The sequence below is a fragment of the Legionella donaldsonii genome (assembly GCF_900452385.1).
GTDB classification, from domain to species: Bacteria; Pseudomonadota; Gammaproteobacteria; order Legionellales; family Legionellaceae; genus Tatlockia; species Tatlockia donaldsonii.
In genome coordinates this window covers 1,524,877-1,549,428 of the sequence record NZ_UGOA01000001.1, presented here as the reverse complement: position 1 = coordinate 1,549,428, position 24,552 = coordinate 1,524,877, and the positions used below count along the sequence as shown (strand labels likewise).

Sequence of the window (24,552 nt, the reverse complement as noted above, 5' to 3'; positions counted from 1 at the left end):
CCTGGTTTAGCGAATGTTTTTTTGAAAACAGACCGCTCATTAAAAACAGCTAGCTCATAGAATTCATATAATCCCCTCTTCCCAACGTGTTGTGAGCAAACTTATTGACAATAATTTTTGTCTGGTTCAATCAAGTAGCCATACCAGGCGAATGGGTGTGCTTATCGGCAAACTCTAGAATTTTCTCAATTGGAATAAGAATTTTTTTAACTCCAGTTTCTTTATCTAAATTGAGATCCATTATTATCAGATAACATTCTTTACTATTTCCATTGATGAGCTCAATTTTCTTCATTAAAAAATTATCTTCTAATTGATCTAGCTCTGCTATGCCCAAAGCCCCTCTTTTGTCTCTAATGTAATGCAAAGCATCATCCATCTTGACTGGATCAATTAGCGAAGGTGAAACCGCCCACATTGATACGGCCTTATTAGCAGAGAAGGAGTGGGAAGACTCCATTTGAAGTTGTTTTTGGGCTTGCTGGTACAATTTATAACTTTTAAGAATAGTAAATACATTGGCGATATGTCGGTTAAAACCAGCTCCACATCCTGAGTTATAAATCTTATTGAGATCATCGATAAAATTCATTCCTCGCGCATCCGGTTCGGAATATCGGCCCACAGGCCCGCCTTGGCTGGTAAGGTAAATCAGGGCATTCTTTTCTGTTCTTTTAATCGTTTTAAGATGTTCAGAAAGTGCATGAAGTGGTGTAGATAATACGAGCCCCAATCGCGCTTCATTCGCACTTTCACCACCACTCTCAAGAATTTGCGATTTTTTAGCCACTGCACCAATAAGCTCTAATGTTGTTTCACTAATACCATCTGCCAGATCTTTTAACCCACTAACCAGTGGACTTTTTTCATAAGCACTAACGATTTCTCTATGTTTCAGTAATTCTGCGATATCACGTTCAGTGAATAAATGAATTGGTAAAGCCTCTTTTATTTCTTCAGATTCGCGTTCCTTATTTTTGAAGTCACGGAAGGTCCCTTGCAATTCCTCCCTATTTTTATACTCATTGAAATCCCAATCATCACTGTTAATAAAATCGGCTATCATATCAATGCTATATGCATAACCACTTTCCGAGATAAACAGTTTTTCTTTAGGAATATCGAAAAGATCACCAGGATTTTTTATCCCCATCATTACTCCTGCACATTGATGTTTTTAATTATAGTTCGCTGCCGATGCTCATACCATCAAAAAGCGAGGTAGCTGCCAATAATCAGATCTATAGCAAGATTTAACTAAGCAATTAAATAAATTTCAGAAAATATCAAGTGATTTAGACACTCACCTGTTATATTTAACAAATCAACAAAATTAGGATGTTTTATGTTAAAAAGGATTTTAATCATAATTTTTCTCATTTTTAGTCAAACGCTTCAAGCCGAAAAGGACAGAATTGCTCGCTATAAAGTTATTATTATCGGAGCAGGAATCGCAGGATTAGAAGCTGGTCACTATTTACAAAAGCATGGCGTAAATAATTATATTATTCTCGAAGCACGCAATCGTATAGGTGGGAGAGTCAGTACTATTATGCCATGGAAAGAGGTGCCTATAGAGCTGGGAGCAGGAATAATTCATGGCGGCGATCAAAGCAATCCCTTAATGAAATTAGCTAAAAAATGGCATCTGGCTACCGCTTCCCTAGATAGTCATTCTTCCTCATTTTATAATTCGAAAGGTAAAGAAATTTCAGATGCCATTGATACATCCTATGAAGAACTTTATTTGGATTTTGAAAAGCTAGTCGAAAAAAAACGTAGAGATAATAAAAAGAATGCAAAATTATCCGTGTCAGATGTTGTTCTTGAATTAATTAACCAGAAACATCTTAATAAAAAATCACAACATGGCTTGTTGTATGAAATCTCAGACAAAATTGAACAAGAATATGCAGCTGATATTCACGATTTATCTGCCCTTTGGTATGACAATGAAGATAATTTTCCAGGGAAAGAAAAACTCCTCCTTCATGGTTATAAAGATCTGGTTAATGGTCTTGCTAAAAACATAAAGACCCATATTCTTTTGAATCATGTAGTAATCAAAGTAAATTATCAAAACAGCGAGGCAATCGTAGTCAGTACAAACAATAACAAAAATTTTATTGGCGAATATGTTATTTGTACATTGCCCTTGGGCGTTTTAAAAACTGGCCGTGTTAAATTTATACCCCAATTACCCAGGAATAAAATTATTGCAATGGAACACCTCAATATGGGAATCATGAATAAAATTATCATGCTTTTTCCAAAAGTCTTTTGGGACTCTGAGCAATTTATTAGTTACATTTCTCCTGCCTATTGGTCAGGTACAAATTGGGTAAATAAAGGAGAGTGGATTGAATTTGATAACCTCAATTATTTCTTTCACCAACCCATTTTATCTGCCATTGTTTCTGCTGATTTTGCTAAAAATCTTGAAAATAAAAAGGACACTGAAATTATTCAATCTGTGATGAAAACATTAAAAACTATCTATGGTGAAAAAATTCCAGCTCCAACATCCTATGTCATCACTCGCTGGGGTAAAGACCCCTATAGTGAAGGTTCTTATTCAAGCTTGCGTCCAGAAGCTTTAGAGGATGGAAAAGATTATTTAAATATGGCAAGAACAGTTGCTGGACATCTTCTATTTGCCGGAGAAGCAACTACAAATCTCTATCCCGCCACTGTGTATGGTGCTTATCTTAGTGGTGAGCGCGTTGCAAAAGAAATAATAAATAAGAACGCAAATTATGCAATCACGTCTAGCGGCACTGTTCCGGGCAAAAGCTAATATGGACGATGTTAGTTTCCAATCAAATCGATGTAATTAGAGATTTAAACAGATAAGAATAAAGAATAATTACTCTGTGGATTGCCTAAGCTTTTTTAAATAACCTCTACGTTTTTTATTATCAAGTCGATTTTTAATCGACAGTTTGGAGGGCTTGGTTTTTATCCGCGAAACAGGTACAAACAACGCCTTTTTAATGAGTGCAACTAATCTTAGCAAGGCATCATCTCTATTTTTATCCTGGCTTCTATAACGCTGCGCTTTGATGACAATCATACCATCCCGGGTAATGCGGTAATCTCTTAGCTGAACTAATCTAGTTTTTAATTCTGGCGGTAAACTGGATTGTTCTATATTAAAGCGAAGATGCATTGCCGTAGATACTTTATTGATATGCTGGCCACCAGCACCTTGAGCTCGAATTGCTGTTAATTCAATTTCTGACATAGAAACACATAACGTATTAGTAATTTTTAGCATTCCAGCTCTCAACACTCAATAACAGGTCAGTTGTTGCTTGTATTTGAAGGTATAACATAGAAAATCCCCCCTTACTCGAGATACTCATCCCTTTTTAACTTATACAGAATGTCGCACCTCTCTTTTGTTTCACTACGATCTCTTTTCAGTTCAATAAGGGTACCCCTTCCCAACCAATCAATGGTCATTGCCCGGTCGTGAGGTTATCAACCTATTTACGACATAACAGACGCTGCATTTCTTCATCCCAATAAAAGAGAGGTGTTGGATCCAAATGCATTGACTTGCTTGCTTTATCCGCTTCTGGAATAACTGCAAGAATTAACTAGGGATCACGCATTATACCAGAGTAACCAGTATAAAAATGGCATCCACCGATTGTTGCAGTGTTTGCTCATGTATTTGACGACAGAAAGAGAGGTATTTTACGACAAGAAAGGTTTCCTCCTACTTATCGCGTGTCTACTTTATTGCTGGCCTGAATAGGACAATTTTGCCATTGATAATAGGATTCATGATAACCAAATCATTCTGGCAGGTAACAGAATTTACCTCTAAATTATCACTACTTACATCATTATGGGAATGTATAGGCAGTTGACTCCTCATTAGATGGCGTAGAATCTGCAGTTGCTTTTTGTGCCATGCTCGTTAAGAAATTTAAGCTAAATAAATCAATTTGTGGAGTTGCAGGGGTTACAGCGACTTCATTAGCTACCTGAGATTCAACTTTATTTTCATTTTGTCTATCATTCCTCATCATTTCCTTAGGATCATTTTCTTTCTTCTGCAATAACACGGATACATCGTGCTGCGTAGGAAGCCTTGTTAAATGAAGCCCAAAAAAATGGCTTTTACCATATTTTTTTATACTATTTTCAATATATTGCACCAAACCAGTACTATAATCAGGCATAGTCATTTCAAATTCAACAAACTGCAATATCATCTGCTTATCTTCATACAAACTAGGATGTTGTAGTTTCATCAGTGGAAATTTCTTGTCGATCTCCCTATCCAGGGCGTCAGTATTTTCTAACTGAATATTTTTAGCGACATGTTTACTTAATTTTATTCTGCAATTTACAGTATCGACGGGAATGATAGTGACATCCTTATAAAGATTAACTACCTCAGCATATAAAAAAGTGGGAACAATAATGGCTTGGATTGCACCACGGCCAATACACCCCTCCAGTTCCTGCTCAGAAACATCGCCTGAGTATTGGGACCTTCTGGTCTTTAATTGTTCACCCACAACAATAAACAAAATACTGTTTAGCAGACGAGGAGACAGGATAGGCGTCAATTCAGTTATATCTTTAGCGTTGATTGTATAATTCCGCTCCAGGGTTATTCCAATCATTCCACAGTGGGGATCCTGAATCGCATAATCACAAATCTTTGAAAAACTATTAGCTTTACATTTTTCTAATTGTACTAAATTATAAGAAATTTTTGAGGAAATATGTCCATCAGCTGATAATAAAAGATGGCTATTGCTGTCGGTTGTAGGTGGAGTTAGACCATTCTGTGCAATACTGGCCAAGATTGTTTTTCTTGCATTTCTTTGACTATTAACGCACTCGACCAAGCTATCTTCTACAATTTCAACTTTCTGCAGCATGATATATTTTCCGATAAAATTTTTTAATTTTTGGCATTCTAATGTAAAAATATTAATAAAATATTAATAGTTAATTTCTTACATAAATTTTATTATTTAAATTCATATCAATTTTTGAAATCAACAACTAAATTACCCCTGGAACAGTTGTTACTCAAATAGTTTTATTTGACACAGTTTAAAATCTTTTGTTTAATGCAAAAAAATTACTAACTTATGGAGCGAATTGATGATTAAATACTTAATCACAACCTGCTTTTTACTCTTTATTTCTCCCATTTTTGCTTCTGATAATTGTTACCCACAAACGGACAAATATTATGAAAAAAATATTATTGGGAAAAGAAAAGAAAGTATGGAGGTTAAACTGCTAGGCAGATCCTACGTAGATATTTTAATTTTTAATAAAGATCACACGCTGATAGGAAAAATTGCTGATAAAACTGATATCAAGCACGCAGCAAAAGCACTAGTAGGGAAATGGAAAATAAAAAACAGTAAACTCTATATAACCGTCAAAAAATCTTCTGTCCTTATTCCTATACCCAACAGTGTTGAAAAGATAGTTTGCATGAACAAAAAAATGTATAAAGCAATACATTCAGATAAAACCACTTATACTAGTATTAGAATTTAAGATCCCACGCAATAGTAGGAATTATTGTTATCTTTAAATACCAAACCAGACTTCTGGGTTGGTATTATTGCATCAGTTCATATAGTGTATACTTAAGCAGTTAACTCTATCTTTTGGCAATGTTATATCGATGAAATCTGATCATACTCTTGATTGGGCCCATTCACTTGTCAGGGACTGGTTCATCACCAATGTTGGGGAGCCAACGGAACCACAGCGTCAAGGCTGGCCTCACATTCTTGCCGGTAAGACAACCTTAATTTCAGCGCCTACTGGTTCAGGAAAAACATTTGCTGCCTTTTTAGCCTGCATTGATCAACTGGTTAGAAAATCGCTCGACGGTATTCTTGGTGACGAAACAGAAGTGCTGTATGTCTCCCCTTTAAAAGCATTGGGTAATGACATCCAAAAAAACCTGATGAGTCCCCTTGCTGGCATTATGGAACTTGCAAAAGCAGAAGACTTTTGCATGTCAGAGATAAAGGTTGCTGTAAGAACCGGTGATACATCGCCTAAAGAACGGCTGGCCATGTCTAAAAAACCGCCTCATATTTTAGTAACCACCCCAGAGTCCCTTTATATATTATTAACAACCGAGAAAAGTAGAGAACTACTGCGGACAGTTAAAACAGTCATTGTCGATGAGATCCATGCGTTGGCTGATGATAAACGCGGTTCCCACCTGTCATTATCTCTAGAGCGTCTTGAGGCTATTACTCATCAGTCTCCCATACGCATTGGCCTTTCAGCAACACAAAAACCCCTTGAGTTAGTTGCAAACTTTTTAACAGGTAACCGGCGAGCTTTACCGCAAATTGTTAACATTGGACATGCCAAACAGTTAGAACTGGCTGTAGAGGTCCCATCCAGTGAATTAGGGGCGGTGGCATCAAATAGTATGTGGGATGAAATTTATGATCGGCTTGCAGAACTCGCCAAGCAAAATCGTTCCACCTTAATTTTTGCCAATACACGCCGAGTAGCCGAAAGAGTTGCTCATCATCTGGCAGAGAGGCTAGGCCAAGAGCAAGTTGCCGCCCACCATGGAAGCCTGTCTAGAAAATTACGACTAACTGCTGAAACCAAATTAAAAAACGGACAGCTAAAGGCGCTTGTCGCCACAGCCTCTTTGGAGTTAGGAATTGATATTGGTACAGTCGATTTGGTATGCCAATTGGGTTCGCCGCGTTCAATTGCAGTCATGCTACAACGCGTTGGGCGTGCGGGTCATTGGCATGGTGCGATTTCGAAAGGTCGAATTTTCGCCACTACACGCGATGAGTTATTAGAGTGTGCAGCCCTGGTCAATGCTATCAAAGATGGCGACCTTGATCGGTTGATTATTCCTAAGGAACCCCTGGATATTTTAGCGCAACAAATTGTTGCAAGTTGCGCTACCGACGAGTGGCCGGAAAATGATTTATTTGCGTTGGTAAAACACGCTTTTCCCTATAAATTTTTAGAACGCGAAACGTTTAATAATATTCTTGAAATGCTCTCTGAAGGCATTGCGGGATCGCGCGGTCGTTATAGTGCATACCTCTTTCGTGATCGCGTTAATGGCCTGGTTAAAGGCCGGCGTGGCAGCCGTTTGACTGCCATTACTAACGGAGGGGCAATTCCTGAAACTGGTTTATTTACCGTGTTCGCAGAACCAACCAGTGTGATGGTCGGTACATTGGATGAGGATTTTGCAGTAGAAAGTAACCGTGGAGATATCATCTTACTAGGTAGTACTTCATGGAAAATCAGACATATTGAAAGTGCTACAGGTCGTGTATTGGTAGAAGATGCTCATGGTGCACCTCCAACCGTCCCTTTTTGGCGCGGCGAAGCGCCTGGGAGAACGGTTGAACTATCATTACGTGTTTCCAATCTACGTCAACTGATCAGCGACAAATTACCAATCATTTGTTCCTCCATTGAAACAGCTAAAAACCAGGCGCTTATTCAACCAGTAATTGCCTGGTTAAAAGAAAATTGCGGAGTTGATAACGCCGGGGCAGAGCAAATTATTGACTATATTTTGCAAGGAAGAGCTTTATTGGGAGCAGTTCCTACACAACAAAAAGTTATTGCTGAACGATTTTTTGATGAATCAGGCGGCATGCAATTGATTATTCATGCTCCTTTCGGCGCCCGTATTAATAAAGCCTGGGGCTTAGCGCTAAGAAAATGTTTTTGCCGCTCTTTCAATTTTGAACTGCAAGCTTCTGCAACTGATGACGGCATTAATATTGCCCTGGCTGAACAGCATAGTTTTCCTTTAGCTGATGTTTTTGCTTTTTTAAATCCGAAAACCATTACGAAAGTACTCACTCAGGCTGTTTTGCAATCCCCTCTATTTGCTACCCGTTGGCGTTGGGATGCAGCCCGAGCATTGGCAGTAGTTCGTTTTCGTAATGGAAAAAAAGTACCACCCAATATTATCCGGATGCTGTCCGATGACCTACTGGCAGCCGTTTTTCCCGATGCAGCAGCCTGCCAAGACAATCTCGCTGGGCGCGACATTGAATTACCAGACCACCCTCTGATTAATGAAGCATTAAAAGATTCGCTAACAGAAGCACTCGATCTGGATGGTTTGATTGATATTTTAAAGAAAATAAAAAAGGGTGAAATCCAGTATCTTGCTGTAGATACGCCAAGCCCCTCACAATTTGCCCACGAAATATTAAATGCAAATCCTTATGCCTTTTTGGATGATGCACCTTTGGAAGAGAGGAGAGCACGTGCAGTTGCCATGCGGCGTGTCTTGCCTGACTCACTTATACAAGAAATAGGTAAACTGGATTTAAACATTATTGAGGAGGTTCAACAGCAAGTTTGGCCTGATGTCAGGAATGCTGATGAGCTTCAAGATGCCCTACAAACCTTTATTGCTTTTCCCGCTCTGTATTTCAAGCAAGAAACCACTCGTTTACTGTGGCAAAACTTCCTAACTGAACTCATTGCTGGCGGACGAGCGGCTACAGCCCTGGTAGGTGACAAACTTTTCTGGTTTGCTATAGAAAAAGCCAAAACTTTTTCGAATATCTACCCACACGCAATTATTCAGCATCCCTTAAAAGCCATTGAGGGAAAACCTTTGTCTCAAGAGGAAGGTATCGTTGAATTAATCCGTGGCTGGATGTTCTCCCTAGGCCCAACAACCAGTCAAGAATTAAGTCAGTTATTAAATCTGGATTTATCCTCTATAGAGCATGCCTTACTTCGATTAGAGGCAAGCGGACTAATTTTGCGAGGCACCTTTAAAGAAGCTAATCAGCTGGAGTGGTGCGAGCGGCGCCTGCTAGCCCGGATTCATCAACTAACTTTAGGAAAATTGCGTAAAGAAATCGAACCTGTCAGCGCGATGAAATTTGTGCAATGGCTATTATCTTGGCAACATTTAGCCCCAGGCACTCAATTAAGAGATGAACAAGGCCTGCTGGAGATAATCAGCCAGTTACAAGGATTTGAAATGCCTGCAAAAGCCTGGGAACCAGAAATTTTAGCCAAAAGAGTTAATAATTATGATCCGGCGATGCTCGATAGACTTTGCCTCACGGGGATTATCGGTTGGGGACGACTTTCCTCTTTAAAGAATGAGACAATATTAGAAAATAAACGTGTGATACCAACAAGTATTGCTCCGATTACTTTCTTCGTGCGAGATACAGCAGCATGGATGCCGGAAGTGCAACATTTCACTCATGAAGAAGATTTACCCGCTTTAAGTCATATTGCAAAAAGCATCTATAGTTATTTACAAAAAAATGGGGCTTCCTTTTTTACTGATATTGCTCTGGGTGTAAACCATCTTAAATCAGAGATAGAGATGGGTCTCTGGGAGCTGGTTACTGCCGGTTTAACAACTGCTGATGGTTTCGATAATTTACGCTCGTTAATTGATCCCCGTCGTCGCTTAAACAAAAAAAGACGCCACCCTCTTCGTCATCAATACAGTACGGGTAGGTGGTCCTTATTAAAAACTCATACCCACAAAGATTCTACTGCACAAATTGAAGCGATTTGCTGGTTATTATTGAAACGATATGGTGTTGTTTTTCGTGATCTTTTAGCCAGAGAAAAAGTAATTCCACGTTGGCGGGAATTGTTAATCGCTTTTCGTCGCCTGGAAGCACGCGGGGAAATTCGTGGGGGGCGTTTTGTCAGTGGTTTTTTAGGTGAACAATTCGCTTTACCTTATGCTGTAGATTCTTTACGGGCAACTAAAAATAAGGAACCCAATAAAGAAATACTTTCCATTTCAGCCGTCGATCCGCTCAATGTGATAGGTTTTATTTTACCTGGTAATCGTATTTCGGCGATTTCAGGAAAAAAGATCATTTTTAAAGAAAACGCTTATTATGAAGACAATCTATCTTCCACGATAAACTTGACTTAATTAGATGATACCCAGTAAGCCAGAAAATCTTTTCTATCGAAATATCGCCAAAGGAATATTACACGAACAATATACTCATTCTGCAACGGCGTAGTGTAAGTCACGAACCATAATTTTTTATTATCAAACAAGAAATTACCCTTATCCTTGATTAATCTAAACTTAATTCAAATTTATTCATTAACCCCTGTTAAGTTAGCTATTTAAATAATAAATTAATTGTTCAAAAATACTTAATACTGTTTAAAAATTATTAATATTTCCTTAATAATTTATGGTTAACATTTGAGCTCTTGCCAATTTACCAGGCAATTTAAGGGAAAAAAGAGGAGGGACTAATCAAATTTATTTATTATTTGAGGGCAGATAATTATGTTAACAGAAGATAGCGTACGTTCACTTGTTGAGCAGGATAAAGTAGTCGCTACACCAACTATTCCCCCAGTACCCCCCCTAGTAACCCCAAGCGAAGATCCCTCTGTAGTAACTACAGTAGTATCTACCAAGCCCAAAACTCAACCAAAAACATTTCAAGATGTTTTTCATGGTGGAAGCACTAACAAGCTATCGCGAAAATTATTTAGCTTTTTGAATGAGGGCGATAGAGCTCGTTTAGCAATGACCTGTGTAGATGCGCGCAGACTAGATAGCGTTGATAGAGCACTAACCAACGTCGGATTTAAAATTACTCTCATGACTGCAATTTTAGAGGTTTTAGAAAATCCAGTTTATGCAGAACATTTAACAGTAAGCAGAAACCCATCCGGATTTTTACGTTTAAATAATGATCTCATTAGTGCAATCAAAGATCCTCGAATTTTAAAAGTCATTCCTGATGCTGCAGAGTTACGACTCAATTTTTGGCCAGGCGATCTTTATGAAAGTTTAGGTGCTCGCCTAGAACCAGAAACCAGACACTCACACCCTCGTGGTTTTTGCAGTTTCATAGTACATGGCGGTTATAAACACAATATTTATCACAGCTCCAGTAATCCTAAAGAGCCTGGTTTTACTGAGGTAGTAGGTATCGTTCAACCAGTATCAAAAGCAAAATCCTTCAAAAAGAAAGAAACTCCGCAACACTTATCCCATGTTTTAAAAGAAGATGTTACCGCCACACCTGAAGGCTATGCTTATTTTCCTGTCAGAATGATCCATGAAGTTGCCAGTAGGACAAAAGCGTCAGTCCGTAGAGATGATCATGGGACTTTGAGCATTAATGTCGTATTTAAAACTCATAAGAGCGCGCCCATAGCTACCTACAGCATTTTTATGGAAAGGGAAGAAAGTCTTGTTGAAGTTTACGATCAATTACCAACCAAGCTTGCTCAACAAGCCTTAGAAATTGTAAGGAATTTGCTCAAAGGACAAATTCGTTTCTTCACGGCGTCTATGGATAGAGTTAAACCATCTTCTACTCCAGCCAGTTTTTTTGGTGGTTCCCGTACATTTACTGCGACTGTAGAGGAGTTAAGGGAAGAAGATACCCATGTGAAATTACCGACGCTCTCTTCGACTCCTGAAAAGACGCCCACAACGAAAAAGAGCGCTGAAGAAGAGGCTGTGGCAAGTATAGTAAGTATACTAAGCTAATACATTAAAGCTCTTTATTAGGCCTGCAATTATATTTCTATTGTTGAATAGAAAGCAGGCTTATTTTTTACCCTACCTTTTACCTTATAGTTCAGTTTAATCGAGCATCAATTTCAAGAGCTAGTCATCAATAACTCTTTTTCAAAATGGGCCTTGAAATGCGCTATCCAGAATGCTTGAATATAATTTAGAATAAGCATGATTTTCCTGCCTATTACGTCAGCCAAACGTCCGACAAATAATGGTCCAAAATACTGCACCAAGTAGAGATGCAGTCTGGTCTATCATAAGAGAAGAGCGGTGATATGAGGTAATGTATAATCATAACCATCAATAATTAGATCCAAGGTGCAAACTATCCATATAGGAATAACTAATTGTCTATTTTCGTCCATGAAAATCTGAATTAGCGCGTCCTTTTTAAGCTGATTTCGCTCCTGTTAGCTGACAATTTTCAACATCATCAATTCAAAACAAATTACTACTATCAATCTAACGAATTAGCAATTCAAGAAAGCCTATTGTCTGGGCAAATTATATAACAAGATTTGCTCCTTCATCTTTTACGATATCCATGGCTTCAACATCACTTAATTGATAGCCTCCCGAATGAAAAAAAGGAATATGTTGTTGTTTTGCAGAGTAATTTTGGTGATACCGTAAATCAGTTCGCCCCTTTTTATCCCAGCGCTGAGAATGCCCCCCTCCCACATAGTCTTGACTGATTTTAAAAGCAGAATCCCGTGCTGCCAAATGATAAGTTATATAGTTAAACATGGCTAATCTATCGCTTTTATTCTTATTTAATTGTTCACTTACCGAAAAATTAACATTTCCCCAAGGATCACAAATCACGGCATCAGGCCCCCAAGTCGATGGATCTCTAAGATCAGAATTTTTTCTACGTCCAATTACAACAAAGCAATGATCACCCGGGGACGTGATATTGATTTTTTCAACTCGAACAGGTTGGCTTTTTGTGTATTTTGAGGGGCATTCGAGTAATAAAAGATACGCTATACCACTTAACTCATCACAGTTTCCTACACCATGTTTAACACTATTTTTAGCATTATTTTCAATATCATGTAAAACTGTACGATAAGTACCGTCACGATGATAACCACTAGCCTTTTTATCTCGGGCGTCTTTTAACCAACTGTGAAAATTCAACAAAGTATCAACATGTTCTTTGCCAAAACCATCATAAAAGGATATTTGTCTATTACTATGATCTTCACTATTATCAGCAGGATTGGGGCTAAGAGACCAGCTTGCTATTTGCTCCCGCATTATTTTTGGATGTTTTTTGCGAACCATCGTTAATAACAGTGTTTGCTCAATGGTTTTTTGACCACCTGAATTGGTACTAAAAGGCACTAGTAATTGTGTTTTATTTTTTGCCCATTCACCTAGTCTCAAATTGGTTGAAAGCCCCATAAATCCTCCTGTAAATTCAAAATTTTTATGCTTTTAACCATAGGAATTTAAGGTTAATTTATATATAAAAATTAAATAAAATGTAAAAATTTTGAATTATACCCGGGTAAAATTAATGAATTATTAATATAATTAAATAAGCCTGAAATTTAGATGCAGAGGTTCCAATATTGATAATTAATAATTATCAATATCGTTAAAAATTCGCTATTCAATTGAAGGAATATAAATGGAGTAAAATGCATGTGGTAATCTAGTGACTTAGAACTCTATTCTCCTCTTCTTTATCCATTTCTTGTAACGCTATATCAGTCGCTGAACCGCGTTGCTCCAAGGCGAAGGCAACTGCTTTTTCACGGGTTATTCGCTGACCAGTACTCTCACAGTATCGTCCTACACGCCCCCCTCTTAGACCAGGTCTATAATGGCTAAAAAAGCGACTGTGGAAATCTTGCTGCAGTATTGTTCTTATTACCTCGCTAATCTGGTAAGTCCCATGAGAACGCTTTGCAACCTGACTACCTCCGAGCAGAAAAATCCAAGGATTTTTACTATCCTGCAATACAACTCGGCCAAAGCAGTCTTCTGGCATAGACCAGGAAAGATTGCCAGGATTTCGGCCAATGCCGCTTGTATTAGCCTCAATAATCGTATTTATAAAGAATCGATGACTCGACAGTTGTTCGGCAATGCCGTTCGCTGCAGCCGCTATGCAGCACTCCAGTGATAAGAGTAGTGGTCCTTTTTTAAGCCCTGCTTGCTGTAATCTTTTTATACATTGCTCGGCTGTTTCTCCTTGAATATAAAAACCCGTATCCTCCTGTTGGGCGATATCTTCTGCTAACTCACACTCCATCCCCTTTGGGGATCTAACCAATAATGACATAGCGTCTATATCTGCTTCTACTTCTAACTTTGGAGAAAATGAATGACCAACAATCGATAAATGATCTCGAGTACTAACCTTATTTAATTCTTTTTCTTTTAAAACAATATAACCATGTTTTTCTGCATTGCGCATCTGCCCTACCACGGTCGTTTTGGCAGTCTCTGCAATATAAAGAGGATGGAACCAGATATATTGTTTCATACGCTTGTCCTTTTTGCCCGTAGTACCTTCAACCATTGTTGCATGCTTTAATTAACAGCACAAATAAAAAAAATTAGACCAATGGAAAGTTGTAAATACAATTTGCTATTTCAGTAGTCAATAAAAATTATTAATCTAGAATTAGACAAAAATCTAAAATTAGACAATAATAAAGTATATTTAAAGAAAAGGTTCTTATGAAAACTTCAGCGCAAGTGTCATTAGCAGTACCTAATGAAGTCATATGGAAAGCCCTTAAAAATCTGGTAGAAAGGTTTAATTTTAGTAAAGAAGAAGCACTGAAATTGATGGGCGATATGCCTGCCTCCTCTTACTATAAAGGAATCAAAAGCTATAATGGGAACCTAAGTCGTGATGAAAAAGAACGTATTTCTTTACTATTAGGGATCTATAAAGATCTGCGAATTTTATTTATTGACAGTAGCCAAGCTTTATCCTGGATTAATAGGGAAAATACCTTGCCGCCTTTTAATGGCATTACTCCAAAAACTTATATGATGGAAGGAAGCCTCATGAGACTTGCAGAGGTACGTAGATTTTTAGATTTTTGGCGAGGGTATTAATAAGGAATGTTTAACTATATAGATTTTAAGGATAAAACACATCGCCTTGTTCCATCCAGATATCCACCAGTAAGCTTTTTCGATTGGGCCGAATCGCCAGAAGAGCTGGAGCAGATTGCCTATCTGGAAGGGCTTACTAATGATCGTTTAACAACAGAATACGGTTATATTTCACTGGTAGCCAAAGAAGATTGGGTCGGTGGGTCTGGATCTACTCCACTAATGGCGGCTTTTACCCATTTCGGCATTTCGCGCTTCAGTGATGGCACCTCTTATGGCATTTATTACGCTGGGGACTCAACCAGAACAGCGATTGCCGAAACTAAATTTCATCGCGAAGTTTTTTTAGCCGCATCAAAGGAGCCACCGTGTATAGTCCAAATGAGAGAATATACTGCCCATGTGACTAAAAGCCTAGTCGATCTCTGCCACAATCGCTATCAAGACTATCTAGTAGCAGATATTAAGTCTTATGGAAAAAGCCAGGAATTGGGTCGTGAAATAAAACAACGCAATGAATGGGGTTTAATCTACCCTAGCGTAAGAACTGAGAATGCTAAATGTCTGGCAATCTTTAGGCCACCAGCCTTAACCATTCCCGTCCAGGCAGGACACTATGACTATATCTGGGATGGCAACGCAATTATTGAGGTACGGAAATCAATAAGATATTGATCTACTTAAAGGCTGTTGATATTTGATTTAATTTGAGTCGAAAAGCGCTGATTTACCGGCAGCGAAACGCAGGAAATCAGCGCTTTTGGCCTGGATTAGGAATCAAGCCCGAGTAATTGGATCATAATAAACCTAACTCATCATGATTAATTCTCATGTATTGAAAATATTCTACCGGTTCGGCACACTGCAGGCTTTTATAAAATTCCTTCCCTTCTTTATTGTCCGTTAATAATACCCAATCGATACGAGAGCATTGTCTTTCCTTTGCTATTTTTTTTAATTGATTTATCAAAGCAGTAGCAATACCCATTCGTCTATAGCGTTCATTTACAAATAAATCATGTAAATAAATGCCCGGACCGTTGAATAACATAAAATTACGGTTAGTCATTGAAAATAAGGCTAATCCAACAGGATTATTTCTGGCTTGACCAATTAAAACCTCAACAGCAGAATCGTTTAAAAAAATCATTCTAAACAGAGAGTTTTTTGTTTGCGAAAATCGCTTCTCTAAGCGAGCTTCCTTTACTAATTCAATTAAGGAATCATAAATAAAATCAATATCTTGCGGGGTTGCAAAACGCACTTTAACGGGTTCTCGCATTTTTATTTCCCTACTTTATTTTACGCTAAACCATCTCGCTAACTCTCGCATTATAGATTCTCATTTCAAGTAAATAAAGTAGGCAAAAAAACTGCTAGCAATTTCTCTATTTATTTTTTCTCGGACAATGAACAATTAGTTTCGTTGGCAAAGATAAGTTTTCTTGACTATCATTTAGAATTAGACGCACTTGTAATTGTCTTAGTCATACAGGAGGGTTACGTAATGAAATTTCCTGTTCGTGTAATATTTCGCAATATGGATCCATCCCCCGCTGTTGAAAATAAAGTTAACCAACTGGCCGAGAAACTAGAGCGCTATTTTGATCATATCATCAGTTGTAGTGTGACGATTGAAGCGCCTCACCGCCATCATCACAAAGGCACGCTTTATCATATTCGTATTGATCTTAGCGTACCCAATGCCGAACTTGTAGCTAGTCGAGAACCCATGCAAAATCATGCTCACGAAGATGTTTATGTAGCAATTCGAGACGCTTTTAATGCTATCAAAAGACAATTACAAAGCCATATCAGTAAACAGCGTGGTGAGATTAAACACCATGAACCGGTATCTTATGGACGTGTTAATGAAATCGCTCCACCTGCTGACTACGGCTATATAGAAACAACCGATGGCCGCCAGATCCGTTTCACCAGTCACAGCGTAATAGATTATGATTTTGAAAAACTGGAAGTGGGAGACAGAGTACGTTTTGTTGAATTGGAAAATGAGCAAGGCCTGGTCGCTACCACAGTGTATATGGAAACCAAGCATCATTCTATCGAGCGTAACCGGGAAAGATAAACAAGCTAGACTTCATAAAGATGAAATTATTTTATAAATTGCGATACTGCCCTTAATAACCCATTATTAGCAGCTAAAAATTTTTCTTTAATCTTGATTCCCTCAAGATTGTAAATGATGCTTTTTCCTGAGGAGAGAAGAACCCCACCCCCTGCTTCCTGAAGTATGATTTCGGGTGCACAAAGATCCCATAAATGGCAGTAGCCTGAAAAATTAAAATAGAGATCCGCCCTCCCTTCAGCGATGACTCCTAGCTTTAACCCGACCGAGCCTTGTCTAAGTGTTTTTCTGATCCCTAATTGCGCAATTAGCTGTTCTGTTTTTTTATTATGGGAGTTATGAGACTGAATTAAAACAGCCTGGGTTGGCTCTGAGGTGCCACTTACTTTGAGGCGCTTCGTTCCTTGCGGTTTTACCAGGAAAGCACCATTTCCTTTTGTAGCATAATAGAGGCGATCTAAATCAGGTTGATAGACTACCCCTAAACAAGAATGGCCATGAATAGCCAAACCTATCATGACTGCCCAATCCCCGTTATTAGCAATGAATTCTTTCGTTCCATCAATGGGATCGATAAACCATGTACGCCTTAGTGGATTGGCTTTAGAAGGTAAAGGGGCTTCTTCTGAAATAAGGAGGTCATGCGGAAATATTTGTCTAATTTCTTCCAACAATAAATCGCTGGCTGCTTGATCTGCTTCTGTAACAGGCCCCTGTTGTTCCTCTTTTTCCTGAATCTTATAACCCTTTGTGCGGATGTCTCTTATAACTTGCCCAGCTTTTCTTGCAAGAGCAATAGCCAATGCCAGTTCATCATCCAGGGAATAGTTCAAATTACTCTTTTGAAAAACATTCTTCATAGGCTTACTCACTTGCCTTTATTCTAGAGGGTGTAAGCTAAAATAATGAATTATTTTATTGAAAATTGCATTCTAATATAACGCAATTTTTCATAAAACTTAACTTGGATAAAAACGGATATTATTTATTATAGGTTTTACCTAAAAAAATTAGGTCGAATAAATAAAAAATGGAAATGACACTTTAATCAGCAACATTGGCATTGCCATAGAGAGTCATTATAATTTTATGACTAAATTTTCAGTGAAAAACAAAGAAAAATATGATACGGAATTAGGTTATGAGACACATCAATACTTCGTCTTTGTTCTCATTATTTATTCATGGTAATGGAGGATAGACAAGAAAATACCCACTCTAGAACCCCAAGTTAGTCTCCATAAATCTCCTGGTTGCCAGTTGAACGAACCTAAGCAACCGATGATTAAATTATTAACCCATTAGCTCAACCCATGGTCTAAATTCGAATATATATTTTCTTACGGTAAAGAATAGTAAGAATCACTAACCAGAAAAAAGTATAACTTAAGGCATATAACAGGGAAGCATCAGGAGGAGATGCCCAACCAAATAGATGTTCGGTAATAAAAGAACGTAAATTTCCAGGGAAACCGTCTTGATTAGGCAGTGTAATCATTAGTTGTATTTTTAAAAAAAATATATGGAGAATATACGCTGCCATCGCATTAACACCAAAAATTTCAAGTGGTTTGCACCATCTTTTCCATCCTTTAATATCAATTGTCCAGTAACAAAACGCCAAGACCAAGAGCGCCAAGCCGCCAGTCCATAAAACATAAGAACTAGTCCAAAGAGCCTTATTAATTGGAAACCATAATCCCCATAACCAACCAATAAGTAACGCGCTAATACCGGCCATACTCATCCCGACCAATTTTTCCTGCTGACTGGCGGTCGTTAATAATCCTATACCGGTAAGATTACCCAATAAAACAGTAGTAATCGCAGGTACCGTACTTAACAAGCCTTCCGGATCATAGACCTTGCCATATAAATGAGCTGAAGAAAAAAGCAAGCGATCGACATAAGCGGCGAGATTAGCTTGTGGAGTCAAATTATTAGCCCCATAACCCGGTACTGGCCAAAAAGCCATGAACAACCAATAACCCAACAATAAGATAAACATTACAATCAGTTGCGTTCGGGGCTGTGTGGTTAAAAATAAAAATGCAGACAAGAAATAACAAATGGCAATACGCTGTAGAACACCAAATACACGAATTGTGGCAAAATCAAAATGATAAGGAAACGCATTAAGAAACAAGCCAATTAAAAAAATCAGAATAGTCCGCTTAATAATTTTAGGCAGTAATTGCTGTAAAGAACCGCCCTGCGCACGTGATTTGGATAAACTAAATACGGAGGCAACACCGACAATAAAAACGAAAAAAGGAAAAACCAGATCTGCCAAGGTACAACCATCCCAAGCAGAATGTTCAAGCCAGTTATAAGTGCTGTCATTGCCGGGACAATTAACCACAATCATTAAAGCAATGGTAATTCCACGAAATACATCCAGGGATAATAATCGAGGAAATTTTTTTTCTTGCTCAATCATCTTTGTCAGATACCTATCAACTATTGAAAACCATTCCTGCAAGTGCCAGTTAACTTTGTAAAAAATTGAATAGAAGTCTAATCAACCGCCTATTATAACATCTCATACCCAAGAATAGAGCCCCATTGAACTCCCGCCATAATTTACTATGCCAATTATACATTCACTGAACTATACTTTAGGAAAGGCAAAACAAACCCGAGTCCAGTTAAAAACCTGCGTTGGGGAAAGCAATGAAAATTTCACGTGCTGTTTTGAACAAAGCTGTCGAAGCAAAAATAATTAATAATAAACAAGCTGATGCCTTATTAGATTTTATCAAAAATCAACCTGAACAGAATCCAAGTTTTAATTTCACGAATGTTTTGTATTATCTGGGTGGTTTAATTGCTATCGGAGCCATGACTTTATTTATGAACTTGGGTTGGGAAACCTTTGGCGGTTGGGGAATTTTTTATCTCTCCTTACTGTATGCGATAGCTGGTTTATATCTGTCTTCTTTCTTCGAAACTAAAGGTTACCGTATTCCAGCTGGCATTTGCGCAACATTTGTGGTCTGCCTAACACCATTAGCTATTTATGGCTTGCAAATAGGTATGGGTTGGTGGCCCGATGATACCGTTTATCGCGCTTATCATAGCTACATTAAATGGCATTGGATTTTTATGGAGTTAGGCACTCTCATGGTAGGAATTATTTTAGCCTGGATATACCGCTATCCTTTTATAGTTATGCCGATAGCAGTAACACTTTGGTATATGTCCATGGATCTCGCAGCCATGATTGCAGGAGAAAATGCCAGTTTTACCCTAAGCGCAAATGTTTCAATGTATTTCGGACTTTTCACTATTCTCATCGCATTTTGGGTGGATTTGGAATCACGCTATTCTGCTGACTATGCATTCTGGCTATACATTTTTGGGGTTATGGCTTTTTGGGGAGGAATGACCTGCCAAAGCTCTGAAAGCGAATTCTCTAAGTTCATCTATTTATGCATCAATCTCATCATGATTGGTATAGGCGTTATTTTAGTAAGAAAAGTTTTTGTTATCTTTGGTGCCATAGGCTGCGGTTTCTACCTGGGTCATCTGGCCTCAGAAGTCTTTAAAGACAGTGTTCTTTTCCCAGCAGCCCTTACTTTAATTGGCTTGGTCATTATTTACTTAGGTACTTTATGGCAAAAACATGAAGCCTTACTGACTAAAAAAGCACAATCCATTCTTCCTAAACAAATCCAGGAATTATTGCAGTCTCGTAATGAGTCTAACTAACGCACATTCCATATAAAAAAAAAGATTGCCAAATCAATGCTAACTATTTTCTGTAACATTGTAACAAGGCCTGATAATCATAATACAAACTACCAGGTGCAATGGGACAACATTCCGTTTTAAAAGCACTCTGTTCTTCATTATATAATTGACGAATAATAACGTGATTTTTGTCATTTTTATAGACATCCCACTGAATATTCGCCGTGAAAGGTGATACGAATTCACCACGCCAAGGATTATTTGCATAGGTATAAATTTCTTCTGGTTCAACTGCCTGGCAACAGCCTGGAATTTGCATGAGAGCAACCCAGGGAATAATCGTTTCAGCATGAGCAAAACGCAATTTAGCAACTTTATTGCTACTCCCCGAAATCACCTCATCCACCTGAGTAAAAAAATCATCTTGAAGAATTTTGGCTATTTGATAAGTCATTGTTTGATTCTTAAAGCCAGGCCCCTTGCGATAAAAATCCTGGGCATCTTTAAGATAAGCAAACCAAAGGGCTTCAGAATCATGAACATAGCGCTCAAAATGCCATTTCCCTTCTTCTTGCATAGCAGGTGCAATACAATAAAGATTATAAAGAGCTATGGCAGCATCGATTACATTGGGACGACGTATTTTTCCTGTTTCACTACTTTGAAATGAATACCTCGTTTTTGCCAATCGATCAACAAAGCTTTTTGTATACAGGCGCTCTAAAACGGCCTGGGCAACCTCATGGCTTTTGCGTTGATTTTTAATTTTATCCAGGGTTTTCAAGAGCGTTGGATCATTATGGATATAATTTTGATAAGCACTGTTTTCATCAGTTTTATGAAAATATAACCGTTTGCTGTCCTGATGTAACGGATTGAATAAAGTGCGGAGAGATGGTGAAACAGTTAGCATGCCCTGCATAAAATAATCAGCGCTCATTTCCGCGCGCGCCTTGCCTGAGGTTGCTATCTCAATACGCTGATTTTTAGTTTGAGCCAAGCTAAATAGGCGTTCTTGTCGTATTACCAACCGCTTACCTAACGCTTCCTGCTCCAGTTTACCCAATTGACTTAAATTGCCATAACCCATGTTTAAAGCTGTTTTGGCTATCTTTTCGATATCCAGAGCCAATAACTGTCCAAGTTTAGTCAGACACTTTTCTCTTCTCGCCTGCTGCCAAATCTGCAATGTAAGCTCATTGTATTTATTACTGGATAAGACCCGTGCGCCATGACGAGCCAACAATTGTGTAAAGATCGGGTAGTAGCCTTCGGGCACGGGCTGGCAATTGACTGCTTCTTTTCGAGCGTGATATGGCGTCTTACTGGCGTAGTTAAAATTAGTTTCCATAAAACAATCACCACAAATGAGGTAACATCGCTTTTAATATAATTATCTAATATTCTAGCATGTAGTATGGTATATCCTTAGCTATAAGGATCTATCAAAAACTCATTGAGCAGGGAGCAAAATGGCCAACTACAACGCATCTTTTTTTTATTTTAATGCCAAAAAGGAGCTAACAAAGGCAACCGAGTTACTCGGACTTGAATATGAAACAGCAATTCAACCTTACTACACGGTTGGTTATCATGCTACCGCAGTTTTTTATCCCTTTGTTAATGCTTTCAAGTGTTTTATGGGCGTTGGACGCATAATAGTCGGTACGTTGTTATTTTTTGAAGCTATTTTTAATAACCCCACTAAAGCAATACCGCGAGTTCTTGGCGGTCTCGTGTTTGAAGTTGGTGCTTTGATTATCAATACTATCAATACAGCGGTTACAATAATTACCCTGCTCTCAAGAACGATGGAAACCATTTTCAATTCGGGTTATTTATCCAGAAACCTGCTACAAACTGCAGCTGGCGTTCTTACTGGTGGAGTCAATAGCGGACGACAGCTAGTGGAAGCGATCAGTTCAGAAGATGCTAATTCAAAAGCCCAGCAACAAGAAGATAGTCTTTACCAGGCAAGCATGTCCTTCTAAGCCGTACCAAGCGATTTACTACTAACCTGAGAATGTATTTGCTTTAAAAATACCTTGCAATAAATTGTAGCGTCCACTTAATTTATTGCACAGATTAATATCGCTAGAATAAATGGCAGTTTATAATCGCAACCATTTGATCACTTAACGATTTGTAGAATGATATTATTTAAACCCTTTAGAGCAAGTGATGTTCCAATTGTACACGGTTGGCTCCAACTACCCCATATTCGTGAATTTTGGGATGATGGGCATCGCAAGCAGAAACAAGTTAAACAACATTATTTGAAAAATGATACTGTTATGCGTTTTATCATCCAGATTGATGGACAACAAATAGGTTACATACAGCGCTACACCATTAATAGTAAACACCCCTTTTGGAAATACATCACGAGCTCACCCTGTGTTGGTGTTGATATGTTTATTGGCGACCCCAATTTTTTAGAGCAAGGGTGGTCAACACCAATCTTGACTCAATTCATTAATCAATATTGCCCCTCAGCGACTGAAATTATTGTAGACCCTGAAACAGACAATTACAAAGCCATTCATTGTTATAAAAAACTTGGCTTTCAAGTCCGCACAACCATTAGACTGCTCAAGAAAGAATACCAATTAATGGGATTAGAGCGCCAAACCAATTTGCCTAACCGTATTATGCTCCTTGGTCGACCAGGCAGCGGTAAAGCGAGTTTTGCTAAAACATTGAAAACTCGATTGGGTATTTCTCTTTATTATTTTGATAAATTTTTTTCACTCGCTAGTTGGACTGAGAGAGATTATCAAGAGTTTTTAGCTCTGCAAGAAGAACTGTTAACAGAAGAGCAGAATGCTATTTGTTTATACTTTAATTTTCCTCGCCATCGTTGTTATTGGCAGGTTTTAAAAAATTTGTTTAATAAACAAATGATTATCGATGACCCTGTCCTTGGTCGGCAAAAAAAAGCAAGTTGGTCATTGTTAAAATCCATGTGGAGTTATGAAAAACGAGTTCATTCACTTTTAGACACCTTAAGAACAAAATACCCGCATGCAAATTTTATTGAATTAAAGTCTGAAAAAGAATTGGAGCGCTTTGGGAAAGACATATTAATGCTGGATTAAAGGCTTTTTAGAAATGCACAATAACAACTAAAATATGCCTTATTGTGCCTCCTCATTGATGTACCATTTATGCGTTTCCGATCGTGGCAAGGCCTCCACACCATGAGCCTCAATAAAGGCCACAATAGCCCATCGCGCATAAGGCTTACCGATCAGTGTTTCATCCAATTGAACTACATCATGCCATCCTGCTGAAAACTCATTAGTATCCATAAGTTGCCTGAAATTACTTGCCAACATAAACACTGCATGCTCATCTTTATGCTCTACCAGTTTCAAATCATCAGGACAGCTACCAATTCTCAGACCAGGAGAGCTTTCTGCAATTGCCAACGTAAAAGAGCCCGCATCAAAATGAGGTTTGGCCAGATACTTTCCCGATTCTTGCCAATTATAGCGGAGGAAACGCAGTAGGACATGAACATCATCCGTAGCAAAAACTTTATCCACAATCCCAGGAAATTGCTTCTCAAAAACCTGCAGGATATCATGTACTGTTTTGTAAACTAGTTCCCAAATGGGTTTCGCCTTCCTTACAAAATCCAGAACTACGGGATGGGTTTGTAAAAAAACCCCATAACGTTCAAATAAGGCAGGGTGGAAATGAAAAAAATCCTTGCAGTCATTATAAAGATGATCATTAGGATCACGATGTTTAAAACCTACATCCCCTCTACGATGTAGTGGCGCGATAGTAAAATCAATATAATTTTTAACTGAGTCTGGTTCTTCTAAAAATTTGAAAAAAGCAATAACAGCCTCTTCCAAAACATCCTGTTTTATTGCAAAAGGGATCTGGATGTACTTTTGCTTCTGCAGAAGCTGAATTGTTTCATCTCTTATCAACATGGAAGTCTCTTGAAAGTACTTTCAATAAATCTTTAATATAACTACAACAGCAAAACCTTTATATATCTGGCAATAATCACAAAAATAAAGCGTCTGTTAAAAGCTTAGATCAAAAATTTTAAAATAAATGCGAGTATACTCTCCCTTTTTTGTGCTTAACAACAGACTTCCTCTATAGCCCTGGC

Annotated in this window: 20 protein-coding genes; 10 read left to right on the top strand and 10 right to left on the bottom strand. The window is 38.2% G+C overall.

Translation table 11 applies throughout. The features are described from left to right. Positions 1-130 precede the first annotated feature (130 nt). Positions 131-1,156, bottom strand: coding sequence for a hypothetical protein (locus DYC89_RS07155; protein ID WP_147285490.1), 1,026 nt, complete (start codon positions 1,154-1,156; stop codon positions 131-133). A 189-nt stretch (positions 1,157-1,345) separates the two neighbouring features. Between DYC89_RS07155 and DYC89_RS07150 the strand changes: the two genes are divergently transcribed. Further along, positions 1,346-2,797 (top strand): flavin monoamine oxidase family protein, encoded by a 1,452-nt coding sequence (locus DYC89_RS07150; protein WP_115221165.1) that lies wholly within the window; start codon positions 1,346-1,348, stop codon positions 2,795-2,797. A 69-nt stretch (positions 2,798-2,866) separates the two neighbouring features. Here DYC89_RS07150 and arfB read toward each other — a convergent pair whose 3' ends face one another. Both arfB and DYC89_RS07140 read right to left on the bottom strand, forming a co-directional pair. Then, the gene (gene arfB / locus DYC89_RS07145; RefSeq protein ID WP_115221164.1) at positions 2,867-3,277 is read right to left on the bottom strand and encodes an alternative ribosome rescue aminoacyl-tRNA hydrolase ArfB; all 411 of its coding nucleotides are present in this window, start codon (positions 3,275-3,277) and stop codon (positions 2,867-2,869) included. A gap of 577 nt (positions 3,278-3,854) precedes the next feature. Continuing rightward, positions 3,855-4,826, bottom strand: a complete 972-nt coding sequence (locus DYC89_RS07140; protein WP_147285489.1) for a hypothetical protein — start codon at positions 4,824-4,826, stop codon at positions 3,855-3,857. A 307-nt stretch (positions 4,827-5,133) separates the two neighbouring features. Here DYC89_RS07140 and DYC89_RS07135 point away from each other — a divergent pair, with 307 nt between their 5' ends. The 3 genes from DYC89_RS07135 (at position 5,134) to DYC89_RS07125 (ending at position 11,524) form a co-directional block, all read left to right on the top strand. Next, positions 5,134-5,541, top strand: a complete 408-nt coding sequence (locus DYC89_RS07135) for a hypothetical protein (protein ID WP_115221162.1) — start codon at positions 5,134-5,136, stop codon at positions 5,539-5,541. Between the two features lie 130 nt (positions 5,542-5,671). Further along, positions 5,672-9,931, top strand: a complete 4,260-nt coding sequence (locus DYC89_RS07130; protein WP_115221161.1) for a DEAD/DEAH box helicase — start codon at positions 5,672-5,674, stop codon at positions 9,929-9,931. Between the two features lie 372 nt (positions 9,932-10,303). After that, complete coding sequence (locus DYC89_RS07125; RefSeq protein ID WP_115221160.1) at positions 10,304-11,524, top strand: hypothetical protein; 1,221 nt, start codon at positions 10,304-10,306, stop codon at positions 11,522-11,524. 534 nt (positions 11,525-12,058) lie between these two features. Here DYC89_RS07125 and DYC89_RS07120 read toward each other — a convergent pair. Beyond that, positions 12,059-12,964, bottom strand: coding sequence for a hypothetical protein (locus tag DYC89_RS07120; RefSeq protein ID WP_115221159.1), 906 nt, complete (start codon positions 12,962-12,964; stop codon positions 12,059-12,061). A 253-nt stretch (positions 12,965-13,217) separates the two neighbouring features. After that, the gene (locus DYC89_RS07115; RefSeq protein WP_115221158.1) at positions 13,218-14,054 is read right to left on the bottom strand and encodes a hypothetical protein; all 837 of its coding nucleotides are present in this window, start codon (positions 14,052-14,054) and stop codon (positions 13,218-13,220) included. Between the two features lie 197 nt (positions 14,055-14,251). On the opposite strand from DYC89_RS07115, the gene DYC89_RS07110 reads away from it, so the two are divergent. Continuing rightward, complete coding sequence (locus tag DYC89_RS07110) at positions 14,252-14,638, top strand: antitoxin Xre-like helix-turn-helix domain-containing protein (RefSeq protein ID WP_115221157.1); 387 nt, start codon at positions 14,252-14,254, stop codon at positions 14,636-14,638. Between the two features lie 6 nt (positions 14,639-14,644). Beyond that, positions 14,645-15,313, top strand: a complete 669-nt coding sequence (locus DYC89_RS07105; protein ID WP_115221156.1) for an RES family NAD+ phosphorylase — start codon at positions 14,645-14,647, stop codon at positions 15,311-15,313. A 121-nt stretch (positions 15,314-15,434) separates the two neighbouring features. Here DYC89_RS07105 and DYC89_RS07100 read toward each other — a convergent pair whose 3' ends face one another. Then, positions 15,435-15,920, bottom strand: coding sequence for a GNAT family N-acetyltransferase (locus tag DYC89_RS07100; protein ID WP_115221155.1), 486 nt, complete (start codon positions 15,918-15,920; stop codon positions 15,435-15,437). Between the two features lie 225 nt (positions 15,921-16,145). Here DYC89_RS07100 and DYC89_RS07095 point away from each other — a divergent pair, with 225 nt between their 5' ends. Continuing rightward, entirely contained in the window at positions 16,146-16,727 is a 582-nt protein-coding gene (locus DYC89_RS07095) for an HPF/RaiA family ribosome-associated protein (RefSeq protein WP_115221154.1), read from the top strand. Between the two features lie 26 nt (positions 16,728-16,753). Here the strand turns inward: DYC89_RS07095 and DYC89_RS07090 are convergent, their stop codons facing one another. Further along, positions 16,754-17,587, bottom strand: a complete 834-nt coding sequence (locus DYC89_RS07090) for a 3'(2'),5'-bisphosphate nucleotidase CysQ family protein (RefSeq protein ID WP_115221153.1) — start codon at positions 17,585-17,587, stop codon at positions 16,754-16,756. Between the two features lie 458 nt (positions 17,588-18,045). Beyond that, a complete protein-coding gene (locus tag DYC89_RS07085; RefSeq protein ID WP_115221152.1) occupies positions 18,046-19,167 on the bottom strand; it encodes an acyltransferase family protein in 1,122 nt (373 codons plus the stop codon). A gap of 233 nt (positions 19,168-19,400) precedes the next feature. On the opposite strand from DYC89_RS07085, the gene DYC89_RS07080 reads away from it, so the two are divergent. After that, positions 19,401-20,438 (top strand): DUF2157 domain-containing protein, encoded by a 1,038-nt coding sequence (locus DYC89_RS07080; protein ID WP_115221151.1) that lies wholly within the window; start codon positions 19,401-19,403, stop codon positions 20,436-20,438. Positions 20,439-20,481: 43 nt separating this feature from the next. On the opposite strand, the gene DYC89_RS07075 is transcribed toward DYC89_RS07080, so the two are convergent. Next, positions 20,482-21,771, bottom strand: a complete 1,290-nt coding sequence (locus DYC89_RS07075; protein ID WP_115221150.1) for a histidine-type phosphatase — start codon at positions 21,769-21,771, stop codon at positions 20,482-20,484. Between the two features lie 121 nt (positions 21,772-21,892). Between DYC89_RS07075 and DYC89_RS07070 the strand changes: the two genes are divergently transcribed. Further along, a complete protein-coding gene (locus tag DYC89_RS07070) occupies positions 21,893-22,411 on the top strand; it encodes a hypothetical protein (protein WP_115221149.1) in 519 nt (172 codons plus the stop codon). Between the two features lie 159 nt (positions 22,412-22,570). Further along, a complete protein-coding gene (locus DYC89_RS07065) occupies positions 22,571-23,518 on the top strand; it encodes a GNAT family N-acetyltransferase (protein WP_115221148.1) in 948 nt (315 codons plus the stop codon). 39 nt (positions 23,519-23,557) lie between these two features. Here DYC89_RS07065 and DYC89_RS07060 read toward each other — a convergent pair whose 3' ends face one another. Continuing rightward, a complete protein-coding gene (locus DYC89_RS07060) occupies positions 23,558-24,367 on the bottom strand; it encodes a hypothetical protein (RefSeq protein ID WP_115221147.1) in 810 nt (269 codons plus the stop codon). Positions 24,368-24,552 lie beyond the last annotated feature (185 nt).